This window comes from Cellulomonas dongxiuzhuiae (assembly GCF_018623035.1).
Classification (GTDB): Bacteria; Actinomycetota; Actinomycetes; order Actinomycetales; family Cellulomonadaceae; genus Cellulomonas; species Cellulomonas dongxiuzhuiae.
This window is the reverse complement of sequence record NZ_CP076023.1, coordinates 1,910,516-1,921,768: the sequence shown is the minus strand read 5'-3', so window position 1 is coordinate 1,921,768 and position 11,253 is coordinate 1,910,516. Positions and strand designations below refer to the sequence as shown.

Sequence of the window (11,253 nt, the reverse complement as noted above, 5' to 3'; positions counted from 1 at the left end):
ACCACGTGCCCGCGTAACCCGCCGCGAACGTTCAGCGCACACGCGCTCCTCGGGGGGTGTGAGAAGACGCGCTCCGGTCCGGCGACGTGGCGCCCCGGCCCCCCCTGGCGCAGGCTGGGGACCGGCACGCCGGACCTGTCCCGCGGCCGGACCCGACCCTGGGAGGATCGACCCATGCCCGACCTGCGCACCCTGTCCACCGAGCTGCTCGCCGCCGCCCGCACCGACCCGCACGGCCGCAGCGCCCAGCTCGTCGTGAACGACGGCGAGCTGCGCCAGACCGTCCTCGCGCTCGTCGCCGGGGCGCGGCTGGGTGAGCACTCCTCACCGCCGGCCGCGAGCCTGCAGGCCCTGAGCGGCCACGTGCGCGTCGAGGTGGACGACACCGTGCAGCAGGAGGTGGCTGCGGGCGAGCTGTGGCAGCTCACGCACGAGCGCCACTCCGTCGTCGCGATCGAGGACAGCGTCCTGCTGCTCACCACCGTCACCAACGTCGCGACGCGCCCGCACGGCTGACCGGCGCGCTGCCGCCGCAGGTCAGGCCGGGTGGTCGCCGCCCGCCAGCTGGGACAGCGCGTGCGGCAGCACGCCGGCCAGCACCTCCAGCGCGTCCCGCGCGGCGCCCGTGGAGCCCGCGACGTTGACGACGAGCGTCCGTCCGGCCACGCCTGCCACTCCCCGGGACAGGACACCCGCAGGCACACCGCGGCGGACCGCGTCGGCGCGCAGCGCCTCGGCGATGCCGGGGACGACCCGGTCGACCACCGCGAGCGTCGCCTCGGGCGTCATGTCGCGGGACGCGAGACCCGTGCCGCCCGTCGTGACGACCAGCGCGGCACCGTCGGCGACCGCGCGGCGCAGCGCGCGCTCCACCGGCGTCCCGTCGGGCACGACGACCGCGTCGGCGACGTCCATGCCCAGCGCCCGCAGCCCGTCGACGAGCAGCGGCCCGGACACGTCGTCGTACTGCCCCGCCGCGGCGCGGTCCGACGCGGTCACGACCACCGCACGCGGTGCCGGGGGCGCGTCGGTCGCGTCAGTCACGCGTCCACGTCCCGCTGCGGCCGCCCGACTTCTCCTCGACCCGCAGGTGGGTGAGGTACGCACCGCGGTCGACCGCCTTGACCATGTCGATCAGCGTCAGGCCGGCGGCGGCGACGCACGTCAGCGCCTCCATCTCGACCCCGGTGCGGTCGGCGGTGCGCACGGTCGCGTCGATCGTGACGCCGTCGTCGACGACCTCGAGGTCGACGCGCACGCCGTGGATCGCGATCGGGTGGCACAGCGGCACGAGGTCGGGCGTGCGCTTGGCGGCCTGGATGCCGGCGATGCGCGCGACCGCGAGCGCGTCGCCCTTGGGCACGCCCTCACCCCGCAGCAGCGCGACGACCTGCGGCGTCGTCACGAGCCGGCCGGTGGCGCGGGCGCTGCGGACGGTGACGTCCTTGTCGGCGACGTCGACCATGCGGGCCGCGCCGTGCGCGTCGACGTGGGTCAGGCGGTCGTGCTGGGTCACGCGTCGTGCTCCCTCAGGTCGATGACGGCCACGGGGGACCCCGCCGCCAGGTCCGTGACGTCCTCGGGGACGTCGACCAGCGCGTCCGCCCGGGCGAGCGCGCCCAGCAGGTGCGAGCCGGGGCCGCCGACGAGCTCGGCGACGGGAGCGCCCGTGCTCCAGTCGAGACGTGCGCGCAGCAGCTGGCGACGCCCCGCCGGCGACCGGAGCCCCGTCGCGAGCGTGGCGGTGAACGTGCGACGGTGCACGCCGCGCGCGCCGAGCATGCGACGCAGCAGCGGTCGGACGAAGACCTCGAAGGACACGAACGAGCTCACGGGGTTGCCGGGCAGCGCGAGGACGGGCGTGCCGCCCGGCAGCACACCGACCGCCTGCGGCTTGCCGGGCTGCATGCGCACGTGCACGAGCTCGGCGTCGCCGTCGGCGAGGAGCGCGTCGCGGACCACGTCGTACGCCCCGACGGACACACCACCCGTGGTGACGACCAGGTCGGCCCGCGCCGCGAGGTCCGCCAGCACGGCCCGCACGGCGGTCAGGTCGTCGCGCACCGCGACGACCGCGACGACGTCGGCGCCGGCCGCAGCGGCCGCGGCAGCCAGCTGCGGGCCGTTGGACTCGTGGATCTGCCCGTGGCGCAGCGGCTCACCCGGGGAGACGAGCTCGGAGCCCGTCGAGAGCACCGCGACGCGCGGGCGCGCGTGCACCTCGACGCGCACGTGCCCGGTCGCGGCCAGCAGGCCGACCGCACCGGCGCCCATCACGTCGCCGGCGCGCAGCACCACGTCGCCCACGCGCACGTCCTCGCCGCGACGCCGGACGTGCGCGCCCGCGGCGACCCCTCCGTCGACGCGGACGCGGCTCGTGCCGCCGTCGGTGAGCTCGACCGGCAGCACGGCGTCCGCACCGGACGGCACGGGTGCGCCCGTCATGATGCGCACGGCGGACCCGGCAGGCAGCTCGACCGTGCGCGTGTCACCCGCCGGGACGTCGTCGGCGACCGCCAGGACCACCCCCGGCCGCAGGTCTGCCGCCCGCACCGCGTACCCGTCCATCGCCGAGCTGTCCCACGGGGGCAGGTCGACCGCGGCGGTGACGTCGGACGCGAGCGCGCGACCGCGGGCGTCGCCGATCGCGACGCTCACCGCCGGCAGCGGCCCGGACAGCGCGAGCACGGCCGCCGCGTGCTCGTCGAGCGAGCGGACCGTGCGCACCGGGAGCGCTGCTCCGGCGGGGGCGTCGACCATGCGCCCAACCTACTGCGACGCACCCGTCCCCCCGCCCCGGCGTCGGGCGGGCGCGCACGGGGAAGGGTGTCCGTATCATCACAGGATGCGAGCCGTGAGCGCCGCGGGTGCCGCGGCGCCGCGCGGGGGTGGCCTGGTCGACCGGTACGGCCGGGTCGCGACCGACCTGCGCGTGTCCCTGACCGACCGCTGCAACCTGCGCTGCACCTACTGCATGCCGGCGGAGGGGCTGCCGTGGGCACCGGACGACACCGTGCTCACCGACGCCGAGATGGTGCGCCTGGTCCGCATCGGGGTCGAGCGGCTCGGCATCCGCGAGGTGAGGTTCACGGGCGGTGAGCCGCTGCTGCGGCGCGGGCTCGAGGGCATCGTCGCGGCGACCGGGGAGCTGCGCACCGCGGACGGCTCACGCGTGCGCACGGCCCTGACCACCAACGGGCTCGGGCTGGACAAGCGGGCCCGCGCGCTGGCGGACGCGGGGCTCGACCGCGTCAACGTCTCCCTGGACTCCCTGGACCCCGCGCGCTTCGCCTCCATCACGCGTCGCGACCGGCACGCGGACGTGCTCGCGGGGCTGGCGGCCGCGTCGGCCGCGGGCCTGGCACCGGTCAAGGTCAACACCGTCCTGGTGCGCGGGGTCAACGACGACGAGGCCGTGCCGCTGCTGACGTGGGCCCTCGAGCACGGCTACCACCTGCGCTTCATCGAGCAGATGCCGCTGGGCCCGCACGGCTCGTGGCGGCGTGAGGACCTCGTGACGGCGCGGGAGATCCTGGACGCGCTCGCGACGGCGTTCGTCCTCGAGGCCGAGCCGGACGGCGCGCGCGGCGGGGCCCCGGCCGAGACCTGGCACGTCCGCGGGTTCCCGGGCGCCACGGTCGGCGTCATCGGCTCGGTGACGCGGCCGTTCTGCGGCGCGTGCGACCGGACGCGGCTGACGGCCGACGGGCAGGTCCGCAGCTGCCTGTTCGCGCGCGACGAGGACGACCTGCGCGGACTTCTGCGCGGCGGCGCCGACGACGCCGCCGTCGCCGACGCGTGGCGCTCCGCGATGCTCGGCAAGGCCGCGGGCCACGGCATCGACGACCCGACCTTCCTGCAGCCCGCACGGACCATGAGCGCGATCGGAGGATGACGCGATGACCACCGAGGCCGTACCCGCCGGCGGCACCACCGGCACGGGCGCCCGCACCGGCCGCGTCGAGGTGCGGTACTTCGCCGCCGCGGCCGAGGCGGCCGGCCGCCACGAGGAGCACGTCGACCTGCCTCCCGGGACGACCGTCGGAGACCTGCTCGACGCCCTCGCCGAGCGGCACGGCCCAGCGCTGGCCGAGGTGGCGGCACGCTGCGCGCTGCTCGTCGACGGCGTGCTGCACCGCGACCGCGACGCGCCCGTCGGCTCCGCCGTGCGCGTCGACGTGCTGCCGCCCTTCGCGGGCGGCTGAGCGCCCGGCACCGCCGACGCCGGCGACCTCGGGCCCGACCGTCGCCGGCCGGGTCAGGCGCTGCCCACCCACTCGTGGCCGCCGGCCGCCAGGTCCTGGCGCTTCCACACCGGCAGGTGCGTCTTGATCTCGTCGACGAGCAGCGCCGCGGCCGCGAAGGCCTGCTGCCGGTGCGGCGCGGACACCGCCACACCGAGCGCGCACTCCCCCACCGCGAGCACGCCGACCCGGTGCACGCACGCGACGGCGTCGACGTCGCTGCGGGCGGCGACGTCGGCGACGACACGGCGCACGACGTCCTGCGCACCGGGGTGCGCCACGTACTCCAGCCCGGTGACACCGCGCCCGCCGTCGTGGTCCCGCACGACACCGGCGAAGGTCACGACGGCGCCGGCTGCGTCGTCCCCCACGGCACGTGCCAGCGCGTCGACGTCGACGGGGTCGGTCGTGACCTGCGCGAGCGCGACGCGGCGGGCGGGGGCGTGCAGGCGCGAGTCGTCGGTGGTCACCGGACCAGCCTAGGACGGTGCGCCGCGCAGCGATCCGTCCCGCATGTGCGGCCAGTGGAGCAGGAACCTGCCGCATCTGCGCCTCGGCGCCTAGTCTGACGTCCATGCCGAGCCACCGCGTGACGGACGCCGCGACGCTGCTCGGGGTGAGCGACGACACCGTGCGCCGCTGGATCGACTCCGGCCGCCTCGCGTCCACGCGCGGCCCCGGTGGCCACCACGAGGTCGACGGGCTCGCGCTCGCGGAGCTCGCGCGTGCCCTCGGCACGGAGCCGGAGCCGGGCAGCAGCCGCCGGTCCACCCGCAACCGCCTGCGCGGCATCGTCACGCGGGTCGTGCGCGACACCGTGATGGCGCAGGTCGAGATCCAGGCGGGTCCCTACCGGGTCGTGTCCCTCATCAGCCGCGAGGCGGCCGACGAGCTGGGCCTCGAGCCCGGGGTCGTGGCGGTCGCGTCCGTCAAGGCCACGGACGTCGCGGTCGAGCACGTCGAGGGCCGATGACGCGGCGTGGCCGCGCCGCCGCGGTCGGTCTCGCGCTCGTCGTGGCCGGCTGCACGGCACCGGCGCCCGGCGCGCCGCAGCCCTCCGCCCCGGCCGCGACGCCCGCTGCGCTCGAGGGCACGCTCGTGGTGCTGGCGGCCGCGTCCCTCACGGACGTGCTGACCGACCTCGCGGCGGAGCTCGAGCACGAGCACCCCGGTCTGCAGGTCGAGACGGCGTTCGGCGCGAGCTCGACCCTCGCGGCCCAGGTCGTCGCCGGTGCGCCCGCCGACGTCCTCGTGACCGCGAGCCGCGCGACGATGACCACCGCGACCGACGCGGTCGGGGGTGAGCCCGTCGTCGTCGCGCGCAACCGGCTGGAGCTGGCCGTCCCCGTCGGCAACCCCGGCGGTGTGCGGTCCCTGGCCGACCTCGCGGATCCCGACCTCACGGTCGCGCTGTGCGCGCCCGAGGTGCCGTGCGGCGCCGTGGGCGCGCAGGTGCTTTCCGCCGCGGGCGTGCAGGCGGCGCCCGACACGCTCGAGCGCGACGTGCGCGGCGTGCTCACGCGCCTGCGGCTCGACGAGGCCGACGCCGGGCTCGTGTACCGCACCGACATCATCGCGGCGGCCGGCGACGTCGAGGGCATCGAGCTGCCGGACGACGTCCAGGTGCCCACCGACCACCCCGCGGTCGTGATCCCCGACGCCCCCCACGCGGAGGCGGCCGCGGCGTTCGTCGCGCTGCTGCGCGGCCCCGCCGGACGTGGGGCCTTCCTCGACGCGGGATTCGAGCTGCCGTGAGCGCTCCCCGGCTCGCACGGTCCCCGGGCGGGGCCGTCCTCGTCGCGCTGGCGGTCGTCGGCACCGCCGTGCTCGTCCTCCCCCTCGTCGCGCTGCTGCTCGCCACGCCCTGGACCGCCCTGCCCACGCTCGTCGCGGACGCGCAGGTGCTGCAGGCACTGCGGCTCTCCCTGCTGACCGCGGGCTGCGCGACCCTCGCGGCGCTGGTGCTGGGCGTCCCGCTCGCGTGGGTCCTCGCGCACGACGACCTGCGCGGCGCCTGGCTGCTGCGGTCGCTCGTGACGGTTCCGCTCGTCCTGCCGCCCGTGGTGGGCGGCGTCGCGCTGCTGCTGCTGCTGGGCCGGCGCGGGCTCCTGGGTGGCACGCTGGACACGTGGTTCGGCGTCACGGTGCCGTTCACGTCGGTGGCCGTCGTGCTCGCCCAGCTCTTCGTGTCGCTGCCGTTCCTGGTGCTGTCCGTCGAGGGCGCGTTGCGCGGTGCGGACCGGCGCCGGGCGCTCGCCGCGCAGACCCTCGGCGCCTCGCCCGCGTACGTGCTGCGGCGTGTCACGCTGCCCGCGGTCGCGCCGGGGGTCGCCGCCGGGGCCGCCCTGTGCTTCACACGCGCGCTCGGCGAGTTCGGCGCGACGGTCACGTTCGCCGGCAGCTTCCCCGGCACCACGCGCACGATGCCGCTCGCGGTCTACCTGGCGATGGACGCCGCTCCCGAGCAGGCCGTGGCCATGTCGGTCCTGCTGCTCCTGCTGTCCGTCGCGGTCCTGCTCGCCCTGCGCGGCCGGTGGCTCGGTGGTCTGCCCGGGGCGCACGCGGCCCGGTCGGGACGGGGTCCGCGATGACGCTCGACGTGCACGTCCGCGTGGACCGCGGAGCGTTCCGCCTCGACGTCGCCCTGCACGTGCCCGCCGGCGGCGTGCTCGCCGTCATGGGACCCAACGGCAGCGGCAAGTCCACGCTCCTCGAGGCGGTCGCGGGCCTGGTCCCGGTGACGGCCGGGCACGTCCGCCTGGGTGACCTCGTGCTCGCGGACGCCGCGACCGGACGGCACCTGCCCCCGCACGAGCGCCACCTGGGCGTCGCGCTGCAGGACGGTCTGCTGTTCGGCCGCCTCTCGGCGCGCGAGAACGTGGCGTTCGGCCCGCGCGCCCAGGGCGTGCGGGCGCCCGTCGCACGCGCGACCGCCGACGCGCTGCTCGCCGAGGTCGGGCTCGCGACGCAGGCGCGCACCCGCGCCGACCGGCTGTCGGGCGGGCAGGCCCAGCGCGTCGCGGTCGCACGCGCGGTCGCCGCGCTGCCGTCGGCGCTGCTGCTCGACGAGCCGTTCGGGGCGCTCGACGCCGCGACGCGCGCGCAGGTCCGCGACGTGGTGCGACGCGCCGTGGCGAGCGGCCTGCCCGCGCTCGTCGTCACGCACGACCTGCGGGACGCGCTCGAGCTCGCGGACGAGCTGCTCGTCCTGCAGGACGGCCGCGAGGTCCAGCGCGGCGCGCCCGCGCACGTGGCGGCGGCCCCCGCGACCCCCTACGTCGAGCAGGTGGCCGCGGCGGCGGCGTGGCGGGACCCCGAGCCGTGACGGCGCCGCTCCGCGGGTCGTAGCGTGGCCGCGTGACGTTCCCTCCCGCGTTCGTCGTCGTGCTGACCGGCGGTACCGCGCGCCGCCTCGGCGGTGTGGACAAGACCGACGCCGACGTCGACGGGCGGCCCGTCCTGCGACGCCTGCTGGACGCCGTCGGTGCGCTCCCGGTCGTCGTCGTCGGCCCTCCGCGCGACGTGGGACGCGACGTGCTGTGGACTCGGGAGGACCCGCCGCTCGGCGGCCCGTACGCCGCGGCGGCGGCAGGCGTCGCGGCCGGGCTCGCCGCGCACCCGGAGGCGCAGGTGGTCGTCCTGCTGGCGGGCGACCAGCCGTTCGCGGGCGCGGCCGTCCCGGCGTTGCGGCGTGCGCTCGCCGACGACGTCGACGCCGCGCTCGCGACCGGCCCGGACGGGCGCGAGCAGCCGCTGCTCGCCGCCTACCGCATGGCGGCCGTGCGCGAGCGTCTCACCGGCGCCGTGCACGACCGACCGGTGCGGGAGCTGGTGGACGGCCTGCGCACCGTGCGGGTGCCGCTCGACCCGCGGACCACGCTCGACGTCGACGACCCCGACGACCTGACCGTCGCACGGCGCCTCGCCCGCGGGCTCAGCCCGTCGCCGGGCCCCGCGCGCTGAGGAGCTCGTCGACCTGGGTCAGGGCGGCACGGACGGCCGCGGCCACGTCCTCGCCCCGGCCACCCGCACGCCCTGCGGCGAGTCCCACGACGTAGGCCGTCAGCGGCGCCGCGGGGCGCACGACGCCGTGCGCGACGTCGCGCACCATGTCGAGCACGTCGTCCTGCGTGGCCGCGACCAGCCCGGGGTCGACGCCCAGCGTCGGCGCGACCAGCTCCGTCCACTCCTGCAGCGGGTCCATCGCCGTCCCCGTCGACCGGGGCCTAGGCGCCGGTGCCTGCGGCGGCGGCCGGCTCGTGCGCACCGGGGGCCGCGAAGGCGTCCGCGCGGTGGTGGCGGGAGATCTCCTCGACCAGGTCCGCCTGCGCACGCGACCGCGCGATGAGCGCGTCGAGCCGGTCGGGGTCCAGGCCCAGCGCGTCGGCGTGCTCCCGCAGCGTCGTCCAGCCCAGCCGCTTGCCCTCCAGCCCCGAGCGCAGGATCTCGAGCTCGAGGACCAGGGACAGCGGTGAGCGGCGCAGGACCCGGCCGTTGAGCTTGAGCCGCCCCAGCTGCTCGGCGGCCGCCGCGCCGACGTGCTTCCACCGCGACAGCGGCAGCCCGAGGTCGCGGGCCGTTGCCTCGTGCACCTCGAGCTCCTGACGCAGCTCGCGTGCGAGCTGCGCGAGGGCAGCAGCGTCCTCGCCGGCGTCCGGGTTGCGGCTCATGCGCTCGACACGTGCCGAGACCGCGCGGGCGCCGGCGATGTGGTCGTTGATGTACGTCCGCACGAGCGTGAGGTCGAGCTGGGCGTCAGGCTGCTGGGTCATGGCGCGCTCCCGGAGTCGGCATCACCTGATCCTGCGGTGCCGCGCCCCCGACCGCACGCCGGGACCGACCGGTCAGACGCTCTCGGTGCGGGGAGCCGGAGCCTCGCCCGCCTGCTCCGCCTCGCGCTCGATCATCTCGGCGCGCCGGCTCGACTCGCGCGGACGGTAGACGACGCGCGAGTGGAACGTGAAGCGCACCACGAAGGCGACCGCGATGGTGATCGCCGTGGCGAGCACGGCCGCGACGTGCATGGTCTCGACCAGCAGCGCCATGATCGGCATCCGGATGAGCGTCTCCACGTTGTTGAACGTGAACGACTGGCCGAACCGCGCCCACGCGCCCTTGCCCTCGTGCCGCAGGTCGCGGAACACGAAGCGCTCCTGCAGCAGGAAGTTGCCGACGATCGTGAGCTCGGCGGCCACGAGCGCCGCCAGGAGCCACGGTGCGCCCAGCGTCGTCAGCAGCGCGACGATCGCGATGTTGGCGACGGCACCCATGCCGCCGATGATGGCGAACCGCGACATGCGCCCGAAGCGCAGGCCCGCGAGCTGCCACATGAAGTGCACGCCCTGCGCGAGGTTCGCCTTGGACTCGCCGGCGAACCGGGACCCGAACACGAAGGGGACCTCGACGACGCGCATGGGGTGGCGCGCGAGGATCTCCAGCAGGATCTTGAAGCCCCGGGGGCGCAGCGCGTCGAGGTCGACGGCGGCCTTCCGCACGGCGAAGAACCCGGTCATGGGGTCGGAGCAGTCCCGCAGCCGCACCGGGAACATCGCTCGGGTGACCGCCGTGGAGGTCGAGGACACGGCCTGCCGCACGACACCCGAGAGCCCCGCGCTCGACCCGTCGCCGATGTAGCGCGACGCCACGACGACGTCGACGTCGGGCTCCTGGACCCGCTTGACGAGGCTGGGGATGAGCTCGGGCGGATGCTGCAGGTCGCCGTCCATGACGAGGAAGTACGGGGTCGTGGACGCACGCACGCCCTCGAGGACCGCGCCCCCGAGTCCCCCCACGGGCTCGTCGCGGTGGATCACGCGCACCGGGAGGTCGGCGGTGGGGGCGACGGCCCGCACCACGTCGGGGGTGCCGTCCGACGAGTCGTCGACGAACAGCAGCTCGACCCCGAGCCCCTGGGTCACCGCGCCGACGCGGCGGACCAGCTCCGCGACGTTCGGGGCCTCGTTGAACGTCGGCACGATGACGGTGACGCGCGCCTCCGTCCGCCCGGGCGTTGCGGTCATGGGTGCCTCGCTTCGCTCTCCGCCGACCCGCGCCGACTCTGGTGAGGGTCCTGACACGTTAGCCGACAGGACGGTCGACGCCGAAAGGACCAGCGTCCCTAAACGCTTCGCCCAAGCGTGACGAACTACCGCATCTCCCCCGCGCGGAGTCACCCGGACTCTGCGACCATGACGCACGTGAAGCGCGACGCGACCGCCCACCTGACCGTGGACGTCACCTCCCCCGCCCGCCTGGTCCTCGAGATCGCCGTGGCCGACGTCCACGACCCGAGCGAGCAGCTGACCGTGACCTCGGCCGGACGCCCGGTCGTGCCGCGCGAGGTGAACGACCCGCACGGGACGCGGCTGCACGTCCTCGACGTGGAGCCCGGCCTCCTGACGGTCGACTACCGCGCGACGGTGACCGGCCGCGCCGAGCAGGTGCCCGCCGCCCCGTCGGACGAGCTGGTCTACCTGCGCCCCAGCCGGTACTGCGAGTCCGACGAGCTCGCGCCGACCGCGCGCTCGGAGTTCCGGGGGCTGGCGGGTGTCGACCTGCTCGCCGCCGTCAGCTCGTGGGTCGGCACGCGGGTGGCGTACGTGCCCGGCGCGAGCCTGCCCACGGACGGCGCCGTCCGCACGCTGCTGGCGCGCCGGGGCGTCTGCCGGGACTTCGCGCACCTCGTCGTCGCCCTGCTGCGCGGGCTGGACGTCCCGGCGCGCGTCGTCGCCGTGTACGCGCCCGGGCTGGACCCCATGGACTTCCACGCGGTCGCCGAGGCCTACGTCGACGGCCGGTGGCGCGTCGTGGACGCCACGACGCTCGCACCGCGCTCGACGCTCGTGCGGATCGCCACCGGCCGGGACGCCTCGGACACCGCGTTCCTCTCGGTGCACCGCGGCACCGCGACCCTGCGCGAGCTGGTCGTGACCGCCGTCGTCGACGTGCTTCCCGACGACGACGTCCGCGACCTGGTCTCCCTCGGCTGAGCCGGCACCTCACCGGCCGG

At 76.5% G+C, this 11,253-nt stretch carries 16 protein-coding genes; 9 read left to right on the top strand and 7 right to left on the bottom strand.

All coding sequences use genetic code 11. From position 1 onward, the window contains the following. The first annotated feature begins 174 nt into the window (after positions 1 to 174). A complete protein-coding gene (locus KKR89_RS08640; RefSeq protein WP_208194994.1) occupies positions 175 to 516 on the top strand; it encodes a cupin domain-containing protein in 342 nt (113 codons plus the stop codon). A 21-nt stretch (positions 517 to 537) separates the two neighbouring features. Here the strand turns inward: KKR89_RS08640 and KKR89_RS08635 are convergent, their stop codons facing one another. From KKR89_RS08635 to KKR89_RS08625, 3 genes are read right to left on the bottom strand one after another with little or no spacing between them, the layout of a single operon-like run. Next, positions 538 to 1,044, bottom strand: a complete 507-nt coding sequence (locus tag KKR89_RS08635) for a MogA/MoaB family molybdenum cofactor biosynthesis protein (protein WP_208194993.1) — start codon at positions 1,042 to 1,044, stop codon at positions 538 to 540. Further along, entirely contained in the window at positions 1,037 to 1,516 is a 480-nt protein-coding gene (moaC, locus tag KKR89_RS08630) for a cyclic pyranopterin monophosphate synthase MoaC (protein ID WP_208194992.1), read from the bottom strand. Before moaC ends, KKR89_RS08635 begins: the two co-directional genes overlap by 8 nt. Continuing rightward, entirely contained in the window at positions 1,513 to 2,760 is a 1,248-nt protein-coding gene (locus KKR89_RS08625; protein WP_208194991.1) for a molybdopterin molybdotransferase MoeA, read from the bottom strand. The genes moaC and KKR89_RS08625 overlap by 4 nt, the downstream gene beginning before the upstream one ends. 85 nt (positions 2,761 to 2,845) lie before the next feature. Here KKR89_RS08625 and moaA point away from each other — a divergent pair, with 85 nt between their 5' ends. Continuing rightward, positions 2,846 to 3,895 carry a GTP 3',8-cyclase MoaA gene (gene moaA / locus KKR89_RS08620; protein WP_208194990.1) on the top strand — a complete coding sequence of 350 codons (1,050 nt, stop codon included), beginning with the start codon at positions 2,846 to 2,848 and terminating at the stop codon, positions 3,893 to 3,895. A 4-nt stretch (positions 3,896 to 3,899) separates the two neighbouring features. After that, a complete protein-coding gene (locus KKR89_RS08615; RefSeq protein ID WP_208194989.1) occupies positions 3,900 to 4,205 on the top strand; it encodes a MoaD/ThiS family protein in 306 nt (101 codons plus the stop codon). Between the two features lie 53 nt (positions 4,206 to 4,258). Here KKR89_RS08615 and KKR89_RS08610 read toward each other — a convergent pair whose 3' ends face one another. Beyond that, positions 4,259 to 4,714, bottom strand: coding sequence for a molybdenum cofactor biosynthesis protein MoaE (locus KKR89_RS08610; RefSeq protein WP_208194988.1), 456 nt, complete (start codon positions 4,712 to 4,714; stop codon positions 4,259 to 4,261). A 104-nt stretch (positions 4,715 to 4,818) separates the two neighbouring features. Here KKR89_RS08610 and KKR89_RS08605 point away from each other — a divergent pair, with 104 nt between their 5' ends. Genes KKR89_RS08605 through mobA form a run of 5 tightly spaced genes read left to right on the top strand, consistent with a single transcriptional unit; the run spans position 4,819 to position 8,207 of the window. Continuing rightward, a complete protein-coding gene (locus KKR89_RS08605; RefSeq protein WP_208194987.1) occupies positions 4,819 to 5,217 on the top strand; it encodes a TOBE domain-containing protein in 399 nt (132 codons plus the stop codon). After that, positions 5,214 to 5,999 (top strand): molybdate ABC transporter substrate-binding protein, encoded by a 786-nt coding sequence (gene modA / locus KKR89_RS08600; protein ID WP_208194986.1) that lies wholly within the window; start codon positions 5,214 to 5,216, stop codon positions 5,997 to 5,999. The genes KKR89_RS08605 and modA overlap by 4 nt, the downstream gene beginning before the upstream one ends. Continuing rightward, positions 5,996 to 6,835: a molybdate ABC transporter permease subunit gene (gene modB, locus KKR89_RS08595; protein ID WP_208194985.1), complete on the top strand. Its 840-nt coding sequence runs from the start codon at positions 5,996 to 5,998 to the stop codon at positions 6,833 to 6,835. The genes modA and modB overlap by 4 nt, the downstream gene beginning before the upstream one ends. After that, positions 6,832 to 7,569 (top strand): ATP-binding cassette domain-containing protein, encoded by a 738-nt coding sequence (locus KKR89_RS08590; RefSeq protein WP_208194984.1) that lies wholly within the window; start codon positions 6,832 to 6,834, stop codon positions 7,567 to 7,569. Before modB ends, KKR89_RS08590 begins: the two co-directional genes overlap by 4 nt. A 32-nt stretch (positions 7,570 to 7,601) precedes the next feature. Next, positions 7,602 to 8,207, top strand: a complete 606-nt coding sequence (gene mobA / locus KKR89_RS08585; protein ID WP_251141078.1) for a molybdenum cofactor guanylyltransferase — start codon at positions 7,602 to 7,604, stop codon at positions 8,205 to 8,207. Here the strand turns inward: mobA and KKR89_RS08580 are convergent. From KKR89_RS08580 to KKR89_RS08570, 3 genes are all read right to left on the bottom strand, one after another. Next, a complete protein-coding gene (locus tag KKR89_RS08580; RefSeq protein WP_208194983.1) occupies positions 8,179 to 8,448 on the bottom strand; it encodes a DUF6457 domain-containing protein in 270 nt (89 codons plus the stop codon). The genes mobA and KKR89_RS08580 overlap by 29 nt on opposite strands. A 22-nt stretch (positions 8,449 to 8,470) precedes the next feature. Next, positions 8,471 to 9,016 (bottom strand): hypothetical protein, encoded by a 546-nt coding sequence (locus KKR89_RS08575; RefSeq protein WP_208194982.1) that lies wholly within the window; start codon positions 9,014 to 9,016, stop codon positions 8,471 to 8,473. A 72-nt stretch (positions 9,017 to 9,088) separates the two neighbouring features. Beyond that, a complete protein-coding gene (locus tag KKR89_RS08570; RefSeq protein WP_208194981.1) occupies positions 9,089 to 10,264 on the bottom strand; it encodes a glycosyltransferase in 1,176 nt (391 codons plus the stop codon). Positions 10,265 to 10,441: 177 nt separating this feature from the next. On the opposite strand from KKR89_RS08570, the gene KKR89_RS08565 reads away from it, so the two are divergent. Continuing rightward, positions 10,442 to 11,233: a transglutaminase-like domain-containing protein gene (locus tag KKR89_RS08565; protein ID WP_208195691.1), complete on the top strand. Its 792-nt coding sequence runs from the start codon at positions 10,442 to 10,444 to the stop codon at positions 11,231 to 11,233. Positions 11,234 to 11,253 lie beyond the last annotated feature (20 nt).